The organism is Baekduia sp., assembly GCF_035996765.1.
Lineage (GTDB): Bacteria > Actinomycetota > Thermoleophilia > Solirubrobacterales > Solirubrobacteraceae > Baekduia.
Genome location: NZ_DASYJG010000079.1, coordinates 1 through 16,992, shown reverse-complemented (window position 1 = coordinate 16,992; position 16,992 = coordinate 1). Strand labels below are relative to the sequence as shown.

Sequence of the window (16,992 nt, the reverse complement as noted above, 5' to 3'; positions counted from 1 at the left end):
TTGCCGCACCGGGACTGCTCAAGGTTCCGGCCGGGACTTGCTGCACCAGGAGTATCGGGTTTGGTCACAGCGGCCGATATGGGGTCTAGACCCCAACATGCGCAAGCCGACGCTCGCTACCCAGATCCTCACGGTCAACGCGCTGCTGATCCTCGCCACGGGCGCGGCGGCGATCGCCGCTGCACGCCTGTCGCTCGACGACGTCGGCGGCTTCCGCCAGGCGCTTGTGCTCGTCGCCGGCATCCTCTGCGCGGTGCTGGTCAACGGCGTCGTGCTGCGGCGCCGCTTCGCGCCGCTGGACAAGCTGATCGACGTGATGGAGCGCATCGACCTGGCCAGCCCCGGCCAGCGCGCCGATGTGCCCGAGGCCGATTCTGAGGACGTCATCCGGCTCGTGCAGGCGTTCAACCGCATGCTCGGCCGGCTCGAGGACGAGCGGACGCGGACCGCGGCCGCCGTGCTCCAGGGACAGGAAAGCGAGCGCGCCCGCGTCGCGCGCGACCTGCACGACGAGTGCAACCAGGCGCTGACGGCCGTCCTGCTGCGGCTGGAGGCCCACGTCCACAGCGCGCCGGAAGAGCTCCGCGAGGAGCTGCGTGAGACCAAGGCCGTTGCGGTCACCGCGATGGACGAGCTGCTGCGCCTCGCCCGCGAGCTGCGCCCCGCCGCCCTGGACGACCACGGCCTGGAGGCCGCGCTGCGCAACCAGCTGGAGCGCTTCAGCGCGCAGACGGGCGTGCCCGCGGCGCTGCGCTGCTATGACCCCTTGACCGATCTCGCCGACCACGAGCAGACCGTGGTCTACCGCGTCGTGCAGGAGTCGCTGTCGAACATCACCCGCCATGCCGGCGCGTCCAACGTGGTCGTCGAGATCGGCCGCGACCATGGCCGGCCGGTCGTCCGCGTGGTCGACGATGGCGCCGGCTTCACGACCACCGAGGCGTCCGATGGCATCGGCCTCGTCGGGATGCGCGAGCGCGCGCGCCTGGCGCGCGGGCGGGTGCAGGTGACCTCGACGCCCGGCCGGGGGACCGCCGTCGAGCTGCGGCTGGATCGCGACCTGTGGGTGGCGTCAGAGAGCGAAGCCGCCGCATGAAGCTGCTGATCGCCGACGACCACGGTGTCGTCCGCGGCGGGCTCAAGCTCCTGCTCGAGCGCCAGGCCGACATGGAGGTCGTCGCCGAGGCCGGCGACGGCGCAGAGGCCGTCGAGCGCGCGCTGGCGCAGCGGCCCGACGTCTGCATCCTGGACGTCTCGATGCCCAAGTTGACCGGGCTGCAGGCCGCGCGCGAGATCCGCCAGCAGGCGCCCGACACCGCCGTCCTGATCCTCTCGATGCACGACGACGACCGCTACCTCTTCGAGGCGCTGAAGGCCGGCGCCGGTGGCTACGTGCTCAAGAAGGAAGCCGACCAGTTCCTGGTCGACGCCGTCCGCGCGGTCGTGCGCGGCGAGCCGTTCCTGACCAATGCCGCCCAGAGCGCGCTCGTGCGCGAGTGGATGGCCGACGACAGCACCGGGCCCGCCGAGCCGCTCACCCCGCGCGAGCAGGAGGTCCTCAAGCTGATCGCCGAGGCCCACACCAACCGCGAGATCGGCGAGATCCTGCACCTCTCGGAGAAGACGGTGGAGTCCCACCGGGGCAACCTGCTGCGCAAGCTCGGCATGCGCGATCGTGTGGAGCTCGTGCGCTATGCGATCCGCCGCGGGCTGATCGAGCCGTAGGCCTTAGGACCTCGGCCCGACGTCCACTTGTCCGATGGGGCATCCTTGAGGGTGGTGAGCGAGCAGCAGGAGCATCCCGAGGGCGCCGTCGCGGCGCAGGAGCCGGCCCAGCCGGCCGCAGAGTCGCAGGCCCCCGTGGCCGAGCCGACCGATGCCGCGCCGGAGCGCCAGCCCGTCGAAGCGACGACGCCGGAGCCGGAGGCCACCGAGGCCCCTGCTGCTGCGGAAGAGGCGCCGAGCCCGGACCCGCCGGTCGAGGCTGAGGCGCCGGCCGCGGAGGTCGAGGCGCCCGCCGCGCCCGAGGCCGAAGCGCCCGCATCTGAGGCGGCGATCGAGCAGCCTGCCACGCCCGAGGCGCGCGAGCGCACCACGCCCGTCGCGGCGGGCGGGGTGAGCACTGTCGGACCCAAGATCCTTGGCGTCGCCGAGGAGAAGACGCTCCCGGTCGTCAAGAAGCGCCTGCAGGAGAAGCCCAAGCGCGAGCCGCTGCCGTGGCCGGAGCTGCGCGCCGCCGTCGCCGCCACGCGCGACCAGCTCGACGTCGCCGAGCTCAAGGAGCTCTTCCGCGGCTTCCCCGAGAAGCTGCGCGAAGAGGTCACCGAGAACGTCCGCGGCTTCCAGAAGGGCGCCCGCCGGCCCGTCTCCCAGCACGCCGCCAAGCAACTGGCCCGCGCCGCGCACACCGCGCGCCGGATGAAGAAGAGCTCGCACCCGTCCGGCGAGGTCGCCCAAGCCCTCGGCCAGGCGATGGCCGCCGAGATGATCGCCTCGCTGGAGCCCGAGAAGGCCGCCCAGGTGATCCTGCCCAAGCGCGATCTGCTCGAGCGCGAGAACCGCCAGGCGGACCGGCGCCGGCGCGACGAGGAGGACAAGCGTCGCGACGAGCAGCGCCGTGCCAAGCGCGAAGACGCCCGCTCCAGCCGCCAGCAGACCTCCTTCGGCGAGTTCTCCGGGGCCAAGATCAAGGGTCTCGACGAGCTCGCCGCGCTCTTCCCGTCGGCCGAGGCGCCCGCTGAGGAGGTCGCGTCCGAGACCGTCGACGAGGTCGCGATCCCCGCTGCAGAGCCAGATCCGCCGGTCACGCCGGCCACGACGACGGTTGAGCCTGAGGCTCAAGTCGAGGGTGAGAGTGCGCCCGAGACGCCCGAAGTCTCGGCCGACGAGGCCATCGAGACCGGCTCGGCGCCGCAGCCTGACGACGACGGCACCGCCGCCGCCTGACCGGCGGACCGATGCCGGTCCGCGCCCGCCTCGCGATGATGCTCGCGGCGACGTTCGTCCTCGTCGCCGCGCTCAGCGTCGTCCTTTTCACAGGTGGCAGCGACCACGCCGGCGGGGCAGGCTTCGACGGCGCGCTGCGGCCGCCCGGCATCCCGCCGATCGACTTCGCGCTCAAGGATCAGGACGGCAAGGTCGCCACGCTGGACCAGTACCGCGGGCAGCCGGTGATGCTGACCTTCATGTACTCGACCTGCCGCGACACCTGCCCGCTGACCGCCCAGCAGATCAAAGGCGCGCTGGATCAACTCGGCAAGGACGTCCCGACGCTGGCGATCTCCGTCGATCCGGCCAATGACACCAAGCTCAACGCCCGCCGCTTCGTCAACCAGCAGGGCCTGACCAAGCGCATGCGCTTCCTGCTCGGCGACCGCGCGCAGCTGGAGCCGATCTGGGATGCCTACGGCATCCAGCCGCAGAGCAAGAAGTTCGAGCACTCCGCCTACGTCGTGCTCGTGGATGCTCATGGCGTGCAGCGGGTCGGGTGGCCGGTGGACAAGCTGACGCCGGAGGGCTTGGCGCACGACCTGCGGTTACTGGGGGCCTGAGACGGGCGTCTGGTCGACATCGGGGCCCGCGCCCTCATCCTCGTCGTCCCCGAGCCGCTTGTCCTTCCAGCTCTGATACCCCAGCGCACCGACCACGATCAACACCGGCGCGAGGTACAGCAGGCCCGCGAACCAGTGGCCGGCGTGGGCCAGGATGAGGCCGGCGATGGTCACTGCTGGGCCGCCGCCGAGAGGAGCCAGAGGCCGAGGCTGGTGAAGGCGACCATGACCGCGAGCATCCAGTACTGCGAGCGCGTCGCGTCGCGCGCCTTGGTGAAGAGCGCCAGCGCGCGGTCGTGGGCGAGCGCGAGGCCGGCGACGTGGCCGAGCACGAGCGCGGCGACCTGGACGTACCAGATGCCCGTCGCGCTGATCCACGTGTAGTTGATGGTGTCGGCCGCCGTGCCGAGCAGGTTGGAGCCGTCGCCGAGCGGGTCGGAGGCCAGCGCCCCGATCGCCTGGCCCTGGTAAGCGACCAGCGAGAAGTAGTGGGCCAGCACGTAGGCGAAGGCGATCGGGATCAGCGTGTGGATGAACGCGCCGGACAGCTCACGGGTCGACAGCCGCCGGCCGACCGTGTGCATCCCCATCACGCCGAGCCGGTAGAGCAGCCCGATCAGACAGCACATGACGACGATGCCGACGGTCCCCGCCCATTCCAGCGCGTGCTCGGCGTTCAGACCGAGACTGCCGAAGAAGTCCTGCAGATGGGGCACGATCGAGTTCCACGTCGTGCCTTGGGAGAAGCCGTCGAAGCTGGTCGTCCCGATCATCGTGCAGAGCAGCGCGACGGTGCCGGCTACGGGCGTCAGCGCCGGCGCGCCGCCCAGCGGCGGGCGCGTGAACAGCGCGCGATCGCGCCAGTGCAGCGGCGAGATCCGCGCGAACATCCCGAAGTAGACGCCGAACGCGTCGCCGCGCCGCGACCACATCTCGACCCCGTAGAGGCTCATGCCGACCAACTGCACCGCGGCGTAAGCCAAGGCCATGATCGCCAGCTGCGACGGGTCGTCCTTGTTGGCGTACACCAACTCGACCCAGGCGAAGATCAACACGCCGGCCACGGCCGGCCAGCGCCCCAGCCACGCTGGGTAGGGCAGCGGCTCGACGCCCTCCACCGCGCCGGTGCGCTTCATCACCCAGCCGACGCCCTTGCCGACCGCCAGCCACGGGTTGATCGCCCGGAAGACGTCGCCGAACACGACGGTGACGAACGGGATGCCGACCCAGAAGAAGACGTAGATGACCGTCGGCAGGATGTTGGCCGTCGCCGCCTGCGTGCCCGCAAAGCCGGCGTAGATGACGAAGACGAAGAGCGCGATCCCCAGCAGGCCGAAGACGATCTCCAGCGCGCGGGAGATGCCGAAGCGCCGCCGCTCGACGACGGTCTGCAGGCGCGGCGTGGCCCACAGCACGGCGAGGCCGACGAACGAGGCGACGAGCACGACCGCTGCAGCCCAGGCAAAGAGCCAGCGCGGGATCGGCAGGTCCTGCTTGCCGACGAGGCCGTGCGCGGACGCCGAGGCGGGCAGCGCCAGCGCGATCGCCAGCGAGCCCGCAGCAACGCGAAGGCCCTTCACGAGGGGTCGACCTCGACTTCGGCGATTTGGGTCCCGTGGTCTTCGAGCTCGACGATGAAGCGGCCCTCGATCGTGGCCGGCACCGAGAACGTCGCGCTGCCGCCGGCCTTGACGTCCTTGTGGACGTCGTAGCCGTGGAAGTGGATCTCGTCGGCCGTGTCGGACTTGACCCTGAACTTGATGGTGTCGCCCTTGGTGAAGGTGATGCGCTTGACGCCACCCTGCGGCTTGGCGTCGACGACCGTGACGGTCGGAACCGCGGGCGCTGACGGCGGCGGCGTGGTCGCCTGCGTGGCGGTGCCGCCGGTCGCCGTCGTGTCGCTTGGGGCGGGCGCGACGGCCGTCGTGTCCGCGGTCGTCTTGGCCTTGTCGTCATCGCCGGAGCCGTTGGCGATGATGAATCCCACCACCAGCACGACCACCGCCGCCACGACGATCCCGATACGGGCGCGAGAGGACATGCGGCACAACCTAAGGGACGGCGCAGCGGACCGTCGCAGCGGCTCGTTGTCACCGTCGCCCGGCCCCGTCAGCGCGCTTACGCCGGCCGCACAACGACGGAGGGGCGGGCCAGATGGCCCGCCCCTCGCGGAGACAGCTTCGCCTCAGAACTGCTGTGCGTCAGATGCTTAGCACTTGCCCGCAGACTTCTCCGCGGTGCCCGTCCCGCCGGCCTCGGCCGTGAAGGTGACCTTCACCTTGCGGGTGCCCTTGCAGCCGGTGGACGTGAAGACGCCCTTCGTCCCGCTGCCCTTGGCGATGTTCGACGACACGCTCGTGATGCCGACGTCCAGCCCCGGGGCCGGGTGCAGCAGCGGGTTCGGCGGGACCGAGAAGGTCAGCGACGAGCCCGTCGAGTCGTTCTTCAGCTTCGCGTCGATCGCCTGGTTGATCGTCGTGAGGCAGTCCGGCGGCGTGCCGTGCAGGAACAGCGCGAGGCTGCTCGGGCCGCCGGCGTAGATGTCGAGGTTCAGGTTGCACTTCGACGCGGGATCCACGGGGTTGCCCGCGTGACCGACCAGCGCGTTGACCTTGCCGGTGCCGACGTGGGTGCCCTTGGGACAGCTGGCATCCGACGCGGCGGCGGTGATCGCCGAAGCCTTGCAGTACTTGCCCTTGGCAATACCCTTGGTGTTGAACTTCAGACCGTCGAAGTGGATCTTGTACGTCGAGACGGGCTGGGACAGGGTGCCGTCAACCGCGGGCTTGACCGTGTAGTTGAAGACCACGCCCACATGCTTGGGCTTGGCCTTGGTGCCACCACTGGCGATCTTGCCGGTGACGCCGTAGATGTTGCCGCCCGACTGGGCCAGGGCGACGGCGGTGAAACAGAGCATCGTGGCGATGAGAGCCACCACGAGAGAGACCTTGCGCAAAGCTTCTCCTAAAGGTTCGCGGGACAGGTGCGCAGCTTACTTAGACCCTCAGGGGCACAAAAGTTACGGTCCCTTCGAACATCCCGGCGCATTCATCTGCGCGGCCGGCCGCCTGATTGGGTGCGCTGCTAGCGTCGCGCGCCGTGCGCGTTCCCACCGACACCATCGCCGCCCCGATGTTCCCCGCGAGCCTGCCATGGCTCAACGTCGCGACGCTGCGGATGGACAAGCAGCGCGGCCGCCCGGTGCTGCTGGAGTTCTGGGATTTCTGCCGGCCCGCCTCGCTGCGCACGCTGCCCTACCTGCAGGCCTGGCACGCGCGCTACGCCGAGGCCGGCCTGCGCGTGATCTCCGTCCACGCGCCGGGCTTCGCGCCCGGCCGCGATCCCGAAGCGGTCGCCGCGGCCGTCGAGCGCCTGGGCATCGAGCATCCCGTGCTGCTCGACACCGACCTGCAGCTCTGGCAGATCTACGAGAACCAGGGCTGGCCGTCGCGCTACCTGTTCAACCAGGAGCTGCGGCTCTTCGAGGTGCACTTCGGCGAGGGCGGCTACCACGAGACCGAAGCGGCGATCCAAGAGCTGCTCGACGTCGACGCCGAGCCCGTCGCCTATCTGCATCCCGAGGACGATCCCGATGCCCGCATCGTCGTGCCGACGCCCGACGTCGAGGGCCCCTACTCCGGGCCCTACGAGGCGGGCGCGGTCTGGGCGGTGCTCGAGGGCGAGGGAACCATCACGGTCAACGGCGACGAGCGTCCGGTCGGCTTCACCGGCGCCCACCTGCTCGTCGACCATGGCCATCATGAAGCCGCGGTCCTCGAGCTCGAGCTCGGCGACGGCGTCACCTGCCACGCCGTCTGCTTCACGCCGGGCCTGGCGCCCGACGCCTAAGCGGCGTCGGCGTCCGCGTCGTCTCGTACGAGGTCGTCGTCGGCCAGCAGCCGTAGGAGCTGCGGCGCGCCGCGGTCCTCGACGAGGATCGCGCCGCCGGGCCAGTACGGGCTGGCGGTGCCGGCGGCCTGGGTGAAGACCGGCTCGTGGACCCAGCTGCCGCTGTTGTGCAGCCAGGCGCCGGATGGCGTGCGCCACTCGGTGACGTCATCGTCAGCCAGCGGGCCGGCGCGGTGGCTGTGGCCGAAGATGACGTGCTCGGCCTCGATGCCGAGGCGGCCGACGACCTCGCCGAGCGCGTCGAGGGCGTTGCGGCGCAGCGCGTCGCCGGAGAGGTCGGAGCGCACGGGGCCGATGCCGAGCAGGTTCAGCCCGCGGATGCCGAGCGGGAAGACCGCGGTCAGCAGCCGCGCGCGGACCGGCTGGTGGCCGTCGCCCTGGAGCAACTCATAGGCCTTGCCCGCGCGACCTGCGCCGGCGCCCAACCCCTCCCTGGCGGCACGCTGGGCGGCGCTCGTGATCCAGGCATACAGCGGGGCGAGCACGCGCTCGTAGTCCTCGGCGACCGCGGGATCCCCTACAGCGCCGACCATCCGGCTCATCGCCCCGGCGGCCAGACGCTCGAAGGTCGGCACGGTCCCGTGCGGATCAAGATAATGGCCATGCATCGCATAGACATCGGGGCGCAGCCAGATGCCCGGATAGGCGATCTCGACGCCGACGTTGTGGTCGCCACCGCCACCCAGCCAGCCCGCAACCTGGCGCGCGAGCGCTGACGCCGTCCCGGGCTTGACGCGCGTCTCGTGGCCGAGCGGGCGCTGGGCGCGGCCGTCCAGCCACGGCGCGGCCAGCGCGTGGTCGTGGTTACCGGGCACGAGGACGACCTCCGCGCCGGCCGGCAACGCCGCGCCCATCGCCTCCAGCGCGGGCCGGGCTCGCGCCAGCGCCTCACGTGCCGGCCCGTGGCGCAGCTCCAGCGTGTCACCGAGGAGCACCAGCCGCGATGTCCGCGCCAACTCCACCAACAACGGCTCACGCGCCACGGGGTCGCGCAGAACGTCAACGCCGGTGCGGCCACCGAGATGCAGGTCGGAGATGACGAGGGTGCGCATCGGCCGCGAGGGTATCCGGCCCGCCCGCGCGGCCGATGCACATCGCGCGCGCCGCGCCAGGGGCTACCCCAGCCCGGCCGCCTTGCGGGCCGTCTGTGCCTCATGGCGGCTGGCGATCACGCGGTCGATCAAGCGATAGCCCGTCGCCTCCTGCGCGGTGAAGTAGTTGTCGCGCTCGATGTCGGCTTTGATCCGCGCCTGGTCCTGGCCGGTGTGGTGGGCGTAGATCTCCTCGTAGCGATGGCGAAGGGCGATCGCCTCGCGGGCGTGGATCTCCATGTCGCTGGACTGTCCCTGGTAGGAGCCGTGGGGCTGGTGGATCAGGATCCGCGCGTTGGGCAGCGCGCTGCGCTTGCCGGCCGCGCCGCCGGCCAGCACCAGCGAGCCGCCCGACATTGCGATGCCACAGCAGATCGTCGCCACGTCGCAGGTGACGAACTGCATCGCGTCATACATCGCCAGCGCCGCGTAGGCGTCGCCGCCCGGCGAGTTGACGTACAGGTTGATGTCCTTGTCGGGATCGTCGGCCTCGAGGTGCAGCAGCTGGGCGACGACGAGGTTGGCGATCTCGGCGTCGATCACGCTGCCGAGGAAGACCACGCGGTCGTTGAGCAGGCGCGAGTAGATGTCGAACGAGCGCTCGCCGCGTGGCGACTGCTCGACGACCATGGGCACGAGGGGCATGAGTCAGGCTCCTATCCGGTCTTCACGCAACCATTTGGTTGCACATTTGCCGACACGCTAGCATTCGCAACCATGGAGTTGCACGAAGAGCTGGGCGCCGTCCGGCGCGAGACCGTCCTCGACGCTCCGCGCGACGCGGTGTGGGCGCTCGTCGCCGAGCCCGAGGGCCTGGCGACCTGGCTGGCCGACGACGTCGACCTCGACGAGGTCGCCCCCGGCGCCTCCGGCACCGTGACCGAGGACGGCGAGCTGCGCGACGTCACGATCGAGGAGGTGCAGGAGGGCCGGCGCGTCGCGCTGTCCTGGTGCGCCCCCGGCGGTGAGCCGTCGCTGGTGGAGCTGACGCTCGACGACGACGGCGATCAGCGCACCCGCATGGTGATCGTCGAGGTGCCGGTCCTGGCGCTGCGCGTGGCGGCGATCCGCACGCTGCACGCCTCGGCTTCCGCGCGCGGGCCGCAGATGGCCCTTGCGGCGTAATGGATCGCGATCCCGGACCCGTCTTCGCCGCCCTCGCCGACCCCACCCGCCGCGAGGTCGTGCGGCTGCTCGCCGCCCACCCCGGCCTGACCGCCTCAGCGCTGGCCGGTGAGCTCCCAGTCAGCCGCCAGGCGATCGCCAAGCACCTCGCCCAACTGCGCGACGCCGGGCTCGCCTCAGCCGAGCACGCCGGCCGCGAGACGCGTTACCGGCTCACGCCCGAGCCGCTGGCGGGCGCGATGGCGTGGATGGTCGCCGCGGGTGCCCAGTGGGACACGCGGCTGGAGCGGCTCAAGCGGCAGCTGTAGGAGCGCCGGCCAGCGCGGCGCGGCGACGCTCTTTGGTGGCGCGCAGGTCCAGGTCGGCCTTCTCCAGCAGGTCACCGGCAGTCGCGCCGTCCTGCGGGAAGACGGCGACGCCGATCGACGCGCGCACCGGTGCGGCGTCGGCCGCCGCGATCGTGGCCAGCGCGTCCTCGATGCGCTGGGCCAGCAGCGCTGCGCCCTCGCCATCGGATTCGGGCAGCAGCACGGAGAACTCGTCGCCGCCCTGCCGGGCCACGACGTCGGTCCCGCGAACGTTCTCAACCAACACGCGGCCGACCTCCTGGAGCAGGCGGTCGCCCTCCAGGTGGCCGTGGGCGTCGTTGATCTCCTTGAAGGAGTCGACGTCGAGCGTCAGCAGCGCGAACCGCTGCGGGTCAACGGCGGTCGCGGTGTGCAGCCGCTCGTGCAGCTTGCGGTAGTTGCCGACGCCGGTCAGCGGGTCGCGCTCCGAGCGGCGCTGCCACTCGGCGGCGGCACGCTCAGCATCGCGGGCGCGGATAACCGCGGTCGCGGCGCAGGCGGCAAAGCACGCGGTGGCCGACGGCCAGTCGGCGAGCACCACGCCGGCAAAGCAGCCGGCGAGCGCGAGCGCGGTCTGGCAGACAACGCCCAGGGTGGGAGTGCGGAGGGACATTCCGCACCATGTGGTCGGACAGCTGACCTCCCGCTTGAGGCGAGAAACCCTGCGTCCAGCGAACGTCTACGCGCCGGCGGGCGCGGGCGTCTGGCCCGCAGCGACCATTGCCTGGCGAATGGCCTTGGGCAGCATGAAGCGCACGTCTTCCTGGACGACCTGAAACTCCTCGACCTGCTCGGTACCTCGAGCGCGGAAGAAGTCCACGAGCCGCTGCACGAGCTCTTCGGGCGCGCTGGCGCCGGAGGAGATGCCCACGACGCGGCGACCCTCGAGCCACGCCTCGTCGATCTCTGAGACGTCGTCGATCAGATGCGCGTCGGTGCCCAGCTCACGCGTGACCTGCACGAGCCGGTTGGAGTTCGACGAGTTCTTGGAGCCGATCACCAGCAGCAGGTCGCAGTGCGACGCCATCTGCTTGACGGCCGCCTGGCGGTTGGTGGTGGCGTAACAGATGTCGTCCGTACGCGGACCGGTGATCGCCGGGAACTTCGCGCGCAACCGGTTGATGATGGTGAGCGTCTCGTCCACCGACAGCGTCGTCTGCGAGATGTAGGCGATCTTCTCGGGGTCGTCGACCTCGAGCGCGTCGACGTCGGCCTCGGTCTCGACCAACACGATGTGCTCGGGCGCCTCGCCCATCGTGCCCTCGACCTCCTCGTGGCCGGCGTGGCCGATGAGGACAATCGTGTAGCCCTCGGAGGCGAACTTGACCGCCTCGCGATGGACCTTGGTCACCAGCGGGCAGGTCGCGTCGATCGTCTGCAGCCCCCGCCGCTGCGCGTCCTCGTGGACGGCCGGCGAGACGCCGTGGGCGGAGAAGACCGTAGTCGCGCCCTCCGGCACGGTGTCGTTGAGCTCGTCGACGAAGATCGCGCCGCGCTCGCGCAACTGCTCGACCACGTGCTTGTTGTGGACGATCTCCTTACGGACGTAGACCGGCGCCCCGTAGAGCTCGAGCGCGCGCTCCACGGTCTGCACGGCACGGTCGACCCCGGCGCAGTAGCCGCGCGGGGCCGCAAGGAGGAGCTTCTCGACGGTCGCGGCCATTGGTGCCAATTGTAGAACGCCTGGGAGCGTGGGTCCCTACCGGGCCGCGGGTTTCGCCCCCCCTGGGCCAGTGTTCCCCTAGGACGGCCAGGAGCGGATCAGCTCGACCATCGTCTCCCCCACCGCGTCGACGCTCTGCTCGGAGAGCTTGTCGTAGGTGTCGGTCAGCTTGTGCTGGTAGGGATAGGACCAGTCGATGAGGTCGACGGCCGGGATCTCGGCCCGCAGGAACGGCGTGTGGTCGTCGAAGATGCTCGTCTGCGTCTTGTCGGGGAAGATCGCCTGGACCCCGACGCGCTTGGCCGCCGCGCGGACCTCGTCCCAGAGCGAGGAGGTCGAGGACCCCTCGCGCGGGAGCCGCACGCCCTTGTTGCCGATGTAGTCCAAGAGGACCATCGCCCGGACCTCCTCGGCATGGAGCTGGACGTAGGACTTCGAGCCGCGCAGCGCATCGGCGTAGAAGTCGCTGGTCGGCGCGGGCTCCTCCTCCCCGTCGAAGAGGACGAAGCGGATGCCCGGCGAGACCGCGCTGCGCTGCACCTTCTTGAGCGCGCGGGCCAGCTCGACCACGGCGCCGACCGCGGCGGCCGAATCGTTGGCGCCGACGAAGCCCTTGGGGCGGTTGATGGTGTCGTAGTGGGCGCCGATGACGATCACCGGGCCGGGGCCGGGCAGGTCGCCGACGATGTTGCGCAGACCGGGCTTTGCCAGGACGTTCTCAAAGCGCCCGTTGGGCAGCTCGGCGCGCAGCTTGACCGCGACCCGGCGCAGCGCCGGCGAGCCCGCGGGGCGCGGCCCGGCGTCGATCTGCATCTTGGCCGTCGCCATCGCGCGCCCGCCGTCGAAGCGGTTGACGTTGGCACTCGGCACCGTGCCGGCGCGCTGACTCGTCGCCAGCGGCTCGTCGTCATGGTTGGCGCCGCTGAAGAACGGGAACCCATGGACGGTCAGCGCGATCAGCCCACCAAAGAGCACCAACTGGCCGACCAGCGCGACCACCAGCAGTTTGACCGAGAGGCGGCCGCCGCCATCGCCGTTGTCCACGCGGGGAGCGACGGGTCCGTCGGGCGCTTCGGCGGCGTCGGGCACGTCGGCAGTCACCCGCAAGACGGTACCGGCATGACCGGGCGCGGAGCCCCATCAGGGGCTGAGTGAATGCCCTGCACCGCTGGCGTTTACAGAGTAAGCTGACAGTCGACGACGTGGAAATCGGGGGAAGTCTGGGATGGCACAGCAGCATCTGGATCGGCTGACGGCGGTCGACGCGTCGTTCCTGGCGCAAGAAGGGCCCGCGTCGCACATGCACATCGGTGGCCTCGTCATCTGCGAGGGCCCGGCGCCGGGCTACGAGGAGATGCTCGACCACATTCGGACGCGCCTGCACCTCGTGCCGCGCTACCGCCAGCGGCTCGCGCAACCGCCGCTGGAGACCGGGCGTCCGCTGTGGGTCGACGACCCCACGTTCAACCTCGAGTACCACGTCCGTCAGACCGCGCTGCCCTCGCCCGGCTCCGAGGACCAGCTGATGCGCCTCGTCGCGCGGATCATGTCCCAGCAGTTGGATCGCTCCAAGCCGCTGTGGGAGATGTGGATCATCGAAGGGCTGGACGACGGCGGCTTCGCGCTGATCAGCAAGACCCACCACGCGATGGTCGACGGCATCAGCGGCGTCGACCTGGCGACCGTGATGTTCGACCTCTCCCCGGTCCCGCCGGAGGTCCCGCACTCCGACGAGCCGTGGCAGCCCCGACATGAGCCGACGGGCGCCGAGCTCGTCGCCGGTGGTGCCATCGGCCTGGCGCGCGCCGCAGCGGGTGCGACGGCCAGCGCGCTGGGCATCGTGCGCAACCCGCAGGCGACGCTGCGCGCGCTCGGCGAAGCCGCCGAGGGCCTCGGCGAGGTCGCGTGGGCCGGGCTCAACCCCGCACCGGCGACGCCGCTGAACGTCGAGATCGGCCCGCATCGGCGCTACCGCGTCGTGCGCAACCGGCTCGAGGACTTCAAGGAGGTCAAGAACGCGTTTGGCGGCACCGTCAACGACGTGGTCCTGACCGTCGTCAGCGGCGCGCTGCGCGACTGGCTGCACTCGCGCGGCATGCGCACCGAGGGGCTGGAGCTGCGCGCGCTGGTTCCGGTCTCTACCCGCGCACAGGACGAGAAAGGCGATCTCGGCAACCGCATCACGGTGATGCGCGGGCCGTTGCCGGTCTACATCGGCGACCCGATCGCGCGGCTGCGCGCCGTCAAGGCGTCGATGGACGGCCTGAAGGAGTCCAAGCAGGCGGTTGGCGCCGAAGTCCTGACCGGTGTGCAGAGCTTCGCGCCACCGACCATTCTGGCCCAGGCCTCGCGACTGAACTTCTCGACCAGGCTCTTCAACCTGATCGTCACCAACGTGCCGGGACCGCAGCTGCCGTTGTACGTCCGCGGCCGCGAGATGCACGACGTCTTCCCCGTCGCGTTCCTGCCCAAAGGCCACTCGCTGGCGATCGCGATCATGTCCTACAACGGGCAGATGAACTTCGGGCTGCTCGGCGACTACGACGCGCTGCCCGACCTGGACCGCATCGGCGACGGCATCGAGGCGTCGCTGGCCGAGCTGCTCGCGCTGGCGCGCCGGCGCAAGGCGCCCGCGAAGGCCAGCGCCAACGGCGCTTCCCGAGTCGGCTCGCCGGTCTAACGCCGGGCGACGCGGACGCTCGCGTCGGCCTTGGCCGGTGGCAGCTCGCGGTTGCCCGCGTTATCTATGGCGATCGTGAAGAAGCGGTACAGCGCGCCGCGCTTGCCGCGCAGTTGCATGGAATGCCGTCGCGTCGTCGCGATCTTCCGCGCCTTGTGACCCGGCGTTGAGCGCCAGAGTTCGTAGCGCGCGACGCCGGAGGCCACGACGCCGGCGACCGCGTCGTCCTCCCCGCGCCAGCGCAGCACGATCGAGCGGCCGGTGACCTTCGGGCGCTGCAGCTGCGAGGTCGGCGGGTGGGCGTCGACCGAGCGCGCGGCCGCCAGCGCCGAGCCGGCGTCGAGGATCCCCCAGCCCAGCTCGGGCGTCCACGCGACGTTCGCGGGACGCTTGGCGGTCTGCTTGAGGATCCGCACGATGTCGGCCGGCGGGAGGTCCGGGTTGAGGTGGCGCATCAGCGCCGCGACGCCGGCGACCTGCGGCGCGCTCATCGACGTGCCCGGCAGGTAGGCGTAGCGCGGGTCGTCGCCCATCGCGGTGCGGCAATGACAGGGCGCGATCTTGCGCGTCGGGTCGCCGCGCTCCAGGTTGGTGGTCTGCGACGGGAACGCGGCGAGCAACCCGGTGGACCCGCCCGGGCCGTAGGTGCCGTACGCCGCCATCGAGATCTGCGTGCCCCGCCCGGCGAACGACGCGCGAGCGTCGGCGGCGTTGGCCGCGGTGACCGAGAGACCGAGGTTCTGGTTGATGTCCGAGCCGCTGTCGGTCGGCTGCAGGACGTTGGCGGGGTCACCCTGCTCGAGGATCGGGTCGTCGGCGGCCGCGGCAACGAGCACCGCGCCCTTGTCGTTGGCGTAGTGCAGCGCCGACACGATCGCGGGCGCCGCGGCAAAGCGCCCATCGGTGCCGAAGCTCATGTTGATGGCCTCGGCCCCGTTGTCGGCGGCCCAGACGAGCGCCTTGGCGACGCTGCTCTCGGTGAGGTCGCTCTTGGCGATGAGGAGGTCGCAGCCGAGGCCGGCGCCGGCGATGCCGATGCCGTTGTCGGACTGGCCGCAGGCCAGCGACGCCACGTGCGTGCCGTGGCCGTCCTCGTCGACGGTCGGCGGACCGTCGCCCAAGTTGTCGTCGAAGTCGGCGGTGGCGACGATCTTGTTGGTCAGCTCGGGGTGCGCGCCGTCGACGCCGGTGTCGATGATCGCGACGCGGGCGCCGTCGCCGCGGGTGATGTCCCACGCGGCCGGGAAGTTCTCGCGCGCAGCCCACCACTCGGTGACGGTGCCGTTCTCGCCGCGCTCGGGGGTGCTGAAGCCCGGGTCGTTGGGGACGTAGCGCAGGGTGAAGCGGCGCTCGAGCCGGACGTCGGCGACGCGGGGGTCGGCGCGCAGACGGTCGGCGAGGGAGCGCAGCGAGGTGCCGGCGCGCGGCCGGACGGCGGCGAGGCGCAGCTGCGGGACGTCGACGTCGGCGGCGCGGGCACCGGCGGCGTGCGCGAGGACGGCGTGCACGGCTGCGGCGTGCGCAGCGGTCGTCCGCTTCAGCGTGACGAGCAGGCGGCCCGTGGTCGCGTCGGCGTTCCTCGTGCGGGCGTCGGTGATCCCGGGCAACGCCAGAAGCGAAGCCCCGATCGCCGCTACGACGAGCGCCGACCGCATAAGAGGTTCCGAAGAGTGCCGGGCTAGTAGCCCAGCGCGAACTTCGCGTCTTCGGACATCCGGTCCGGCGTCCAGGGCGGGCTGAACGTCATGGTGGACTCGACGGAGGTCACGCCGTCAAGCTCGGTCACGAACTCTTGGATTTGCTCGGAGACCTGTGGGCCGATGGGACAGCCGGGCGAGGTCAGCGAGAACGTGACGTGCACGTCGCCGGCAGAGACCCCGATTCCGTAGATCAGGCCCAGCTCGACGAAGTCCAGACCCAGTTCGGGGTCGATCACGTTGGTGAGAGCGGCTTCGACATCCTCGGGGGAGGGCATAGACCTTGAGTCTAGCCCGACCTTCAGGATAGGTTGAGAGCCGCCATCGTCTCTTACAGCGAACACCCTCCGGTGATCTGCTGTGCGGGAGACGAGGACCGGTCCACTCAGAGCCTGCGACGTCCTGCGATGTCGCGCGCGCTGCATGCGGACGACACGGTCTTCGTCGACCTTCACGAGCTGGTCTTCGCCGATCCCTCGTTGATGGTCGACCTCGCCATGGTGGCCCAGCGTCTGCGCCAGGCCGGCGGGCACCTCCGCCTTCGCGGGGCTCAGCCTCAGATCCAGCGGCTGATCGAGCTGGTCGGCTTGCACCGGCTGCCAAACGTGATCCTGGATCCGGCGCCCTCACCGGCGTAGCGCGCGGGCACGCGCGTCGACCGCGTAGCCTTCGGGCCCGGATGCCCTTTCTGCTCCTGCTGGCCCTCTTCGTGGTCGTCCCGATCCTGGAGATCTACGTGATCATCCAGGTCGGCCAGGCGATCGGCGCGCTCTGGACGATCGTCCTGTTGATCGTCGACTCGATCCTCGGCAGCTTGTTGATGAAGTCGCAGGGCCGCGCGGCGGGGCGGCGCTTTCAGACGGCATTGACGGAGGGTCGGATGCCCGCGCGAGAGGTCCTCGACGGCGTGTTGGTGATCTTCGGCGGCG

The 16,992-nt window shown here is 70.8% G+C and carries 21 protein-coding genes; 10 read left to right on the top strand and 11 right to left on the bottom strand.

Features of this window, described 5'->3' with window-relative positions:
- The first annotated feature begins 97 nt into the window (after positions 1 to 97).
- The 4 genes from VGO10_RS17610 to VGO10_RS17595 are packed head-to-tail and all read left to right on the top strand — an operon-like array spanning position 98 to position 3,551.
- The gene (locus tag VGO10_RS17610) at positions 98 to 1,096 is read left to right on the top strand and encodes a sensor histidine kinase (protein WP_327470779.1); all 999 of its coding nucleotides are present in this window, start codon (positions 98 to 100) and stop codon (positions 1,094 to 1,096) included.
- The gene (locus tag VGO10_RS17605) at positions 1,093 to 1,725 is read left to right on the top strand and encodes a response regulator transcription factor (protein WP_327470777.1); all 633 of its coding nucleotides are present in this window, start codon (positions 1,093 to 1,095) and stop codon (positions 1,723 to 1,725) included. The genes VGO10_RS17610 and VGO10_RS17605 overlap by 4 nt, the downstream gene beginning before the upstream one ends.
- A gap of 54 nt (positions 1,726 to 1,779) precedes the next feature.
- Positions 1,780 to 2,946, top strand: coding sequence for a hypothetical protein (locus tag VGO10_RS17600; RefSeq protein ID WP_327470775.1), 1,167 nt, complete (start codon positions 1,780 to 1,782; stop codon positions 2,944 to 2,946).
- 11 nt (positions 2,947 to 2,957) lie between these two features.
- Entirely contained in the window at positions 2,958 to 3,551 is a 594-nt protein-coding gene (locus VGO10_RS17595) for an SCO family protein (RefSeq protein WP_327470773.1), read from the top strand.
- Here the strand turns inward: VGO10_RS17595 and VGO10_RS17590 are convergent.
- The 4 genes from VGO10_RS17590 to VGO10_RS17575 all read right to left on the bottom strand — a co-directional run bounded on the left by VGO10_RS17590 (position 3,537) and on the right by VGO10_RS17575 (position 6,486).
- Positions 3,537 to 3,725 (bottom strand): hypothetical protein, encoded by a 189-nt coding sequence (locus VGO10_RS17590; RefSeq protein ID WP_327470771.1) that lies wholly within the window; start codon positions 3,723 to 3,725, stop codon positions 3,537 to 3,539. The genes VGO10_RS17595 and VGO10_RS17590 overlap by 15 nt on opposite strands.
- On the bottom strand, positions 3,722 to 5,131 hold the full coding sequence (locus tag VGO10_RS17585; RefSeq protein WP_327470769.1) for a fenitrothion hydrolase: 1,410 nt from the start codon (positions 5,129 to 5,131) through the stop codon (positions 3,722 to 3,724). Before VGO10_RS17585 ends, VGO10_RS17590 begins: the two co-directional genes overlap by 4 nt.
- Positions 5,128 to 5,592 (bottom strand): hypothetical protein, encoded by a 465-nt coding sequence (locus VGO10_RS17580; RefSeq protein ID WP_327470767.1) that lies wholly within the window; start codon positions 5,590 to 5,592, stop codon positions 5,128 to 5,130. The genes VGO10_RS17585 and VGO10_RS17580 overlap by 4 nt, the downstream gene beginning before the upstream one ends.
- A 168-nt stretch (positions 5,593 to 5,760) precedes the next feature.
- A complete protein-coding gene (locus VGO10_RS17575) occupies positions 5,761 to 6,486 on the bottom strand; it encodes a hypothetical protein (RefSeq protein ID WP_327470765.1) in 726 nt (241 codons plus the stop codon).
- Between the two features lie 164 nt (positions 6,487 to 6,650).
- Between VGO10_RS17575 and VGO10_RS17570 the strand changes: the two genes are divergently transcribed.
- Complete coding sequence (locus VGO10_RS17570) at positions 6,651 to 7,400, top strand: DipZ protein (RefSeq protein WP_327470763.1); 750 nt, start codon at positions 6,651 to 6,653, stop codon at positions 7,398 to 7,400.
- On the opposite strand, the gene VGO10_RS17565 is transcribed toward VGO10_RS17570, so the two are convergent.
- A complete protein-coding gene (locus VGO10_RS17565; protein ID WP_327470761.1) occupies positions 7,397 to 8,512 on the bottom strand; it encodes a metallophosphoesterase in 1,116 nt (371 codons plus the stop codon). The genes VGO10_RS17570 and VGO10_RS17565 overlap by 4 nt on opposite strands.
- A 63-nt stretch (positions 8,513 to 8,575) precedes the next feature.
- Complete coding sequence (locus VGO10_RS17560; RefSeq protein ID WP_327470759.1) at positions 8,576 to 9,196, bottom strand: ATP-dependent Clp protease proteolytic subunit; 621 nt, start codon at positions 9,194 to 9,196, stop codon at positions 8,576 to 8,578.
- Positions 9,197 to 9,268: 72 nt separating this feature from the next.
- On the opposite strand from VGO10_RS17560, the gene VGO10_RS17555 reads away from it, so the two are divergent.
- Complete coding sequence (locus VGO10_RS17555) at positions 9,269 to 9,676, top strand: SRPBCC domain-containing protein (RefSeq protein ID WP_327470757.1); 408 nt, start codon at positions 9,269 to 9,271, stop codon at positions 9,674 to 9,676.
- The gene (locus tag VGO10_RS17550; protein ID WP_327470755.1) at positions 9,676 to 9,984 is read left to right on the top strand and encodes a metalloregulator ArsR/SmtB family transcription factor; all 309 of its coding nucleotides are present in this window, start codon (positions 9,676 to 9,678) and stop codon (positions 9,982 to 9,984) included. The genes VGO10_RS17555 and VGO10_RS17550 overlap by 1 nt, the downstream gene beginning before the upstream one ends.
- On the opposite strand, the gene VGO10_RS17545 is transcribed toward VGO10_RS17550, so the two are convergent.
- The 3 genes from VGO10_RS17545 to VGO10_RS17535 form a co-directional block, all read right to left on the bottom strand.
- A complete protein-coding gene (locus VGO10_RS17545; RefSeq protein ID WP_327470753.1) occupies positions 9,968 to 10,636 on the bottom strand; it encodes a GGDEF domain-containing protein in 669 nt (222 codons plus the stop codon). The two genes, VGO10_RS17550 and VGO10_RS17545, sit on opposite strands and share 17 nt — an antisense overlap.
- Before the next feature lie 66 nt (positions 10,637 to 10,702).
- The gene (locus tag VGO10_RS17540) at positions 10,703 to 11,686 is read right to left on the bottom strand and encodes a 4-hydroxy-3-methylbut-2-enyl diphosphate reductase (RefSeq protein ID WP_327470750.1); all 984 of its coding nucleotides are present in this window, start codon (positions 11,684 to 11,686) and stop codon (positions 10,703 to 10,705) included.
- A 78-nt stretch (positions 11,687 to 11,764) separates the two neighbouring features.
- Positions 11,765 to 12,787 carry a M28 family metallopeptidase gene (locus VGO10_RS17535; RefSeq protein ID WP_327470749.1) on the bottom strand — a complete coding sequence of 341 codons (1,023 nt, stop codon included), beginning with the start codon at positions 12,785 to 12,787 and terminating at the stop codon, positions 11,765 to 11,767.
- Between the two features lie 124 nt (positions 12,788 to 12,911).
- Between VGO10_RS17535 and VGO10_RS17530 the strand changes: the two genes are divergently transcribed.
- Positions 12,912 to 14,366: a wax ester/triacylglycerol synthase family O-acyltransferase gene (locus tag VGO10_RS17530; protein ID WP_327470747.1), complete on the top strand. Its 1,455-nt coding sequence runs from the start codon at positions 12,912 to 12,914 to the stop codon at positions 14,364 to 14,366.
- On the opposite strand, the gene VGO10_RS17525 is transcribed toward VGO10_RS17530, so the two are convergent.
- Together VGO10_RS17525 and VGO10_RS17520 are read right to left on the bottom strand one after the other, a co-directional pair.
- A complete protein-coding gene (locus tag VGO10_RS17525; RefSeq protein WP_327470745.1) occupies positions 14,363 to 15,973 on the bottom strand; it encodes a S8 family peptidase in 1,611 nt (536 codons plus the stop codon). The two genes, VGO10_RS17530 and VGO10_RS17525, sit on opposite strands and share 4 nt — an antisense overlap.
- A 71-nt stretch (positions 15,974 to 16,044) precedes the next feature.
- On the bottom strand, positions 16,045 to 16,341 hold the full coding sequence (locus VGO10_RS17520; protein WP_327470743.1) for a metal-sulfur cluster assembly factor: 297 nt from the start codon (positions 16,339 to 16,341) through the stop codon (positions 16,045 to 16,047).
- 72 nt (positions 16,342 to 16,413) lie between these two features.
- Between VGO10_RS17520 and VGO10_RS17515 the strand changes: the two genes are divergently transcribed.
- Positions 16,414 to 16,701, top strand: coding sequence for an STAS domain-containing protein (locus VGO10_RS17515; RefSeq protein ID WP_327470812.1), 288 nt, complete (start codon positions 16,414 to 16,416; stop codon positions 16,699 to 16,701).
- Between the two features lie 41 nt (positions 16,702 to 16,742).
- Positions 16,743 to 16,992, top strand: a 250-nt coding sequence (locus tag VGO10_RS17510; RefSeq protein WP_327470741.1) for an FxsA family protein, incomplete at its 3' end; no start/stop codon positions are given.

What these genes read in the sequence shown, in the direction of transcription:
- VGO10_RS17610 (WP_327470779.1), top strand. Translation starts at nt 98, where the DNA reads ATGCGCAAGCCGACGCTCGCTACCCAGATCCTCACGGTCAACGCGCTG.
- VGO10_RS17605 (WP_327470777.1), top strand. Translation starts at nt 1,093, where the DNA reads ATGAAGCTGCTGATCGCCGACGACCACGGTGTCGTCCGCGGCGGGCTC.
- VGO10_RS17595 (WP_327470773.1), top strand. Translation starts at nt 2,958, where the DNA reads ATGCCGGTCCGCGCCCGCCTCGCGATGATGCTCGCGGCGACGTTCGTC.
- VGO10_RS17580 (WP_327470767.1), bottom strand. Translation starts at nt 5,592, where the DNA reads ATGTCCTCTCGCGCCCGTATCGGGATCGTCGTGGCGGCGGTGGTCGTG.
- VGO10_RS17565 (WP_327470761.1), bottom strand. Translation starts at nt 8,512, where the DNA reads ATGCGCACCCTCGTCATCTCCGACCTGCATCTCGGTGGCCGCACCGGC.
- VGO10_RS17560 (WP_327470759.1), bottom strand. Translation starts at nt 9,196, where the DNA reads ATGCCCCTCGTGCCCATGGTCGTCGAGCAGTCGCCACGCGGCGAGCGC.
- VGO10_RS17555 (WP_327470757.1), top strand. Translation starts at nt 9,269, where the DNA reads ATGGAGTTGCACGAAGAGCTGGGCGCCGTCCGGCGCGAGACCGTCCTC.
- VGO10_RS17550 (WP_327470755.1), top strand. Translation starts at nt 9,676, where the DNA reads ATGGATCGCGATCCCGGACCCGTCTTCGCCGCCCTCGCCGACCCCACC.
- VGO10_RS17545 (WP_327470753.1), bottom strand. Translation starts at nt 10,636, where the DNA reads ATGTCCCTCCGCACTCCCACCCTGGGCGTTGTCTGCCAGACCGCGCTC.
- VGO10_RS17540 (WP_327470750.1), bottom strand. Translation starts at nt 11,686, where the DNA reads ATGGCCGCGACCGTCGAGAAGCTCCTCCTTGCGGCCCCGCGCGGCTAC.
- VGO10_RS17530 (WP_327470747.1), top strand. Translation starts at nt 12,912, where the DNA reads ATGGCACAGCAGCATCTGGATCGGCTGACGGCGGTCGACGCGTCGTTC.
- VGO10_RS17520 (WP_327470743.1), bottom strand. Translation starts at nt 16,341, where the DNA reads ATGCCCTCCCCCGAGGATGTCGAAGCCGCTCTCACCAACGTGATCGAC.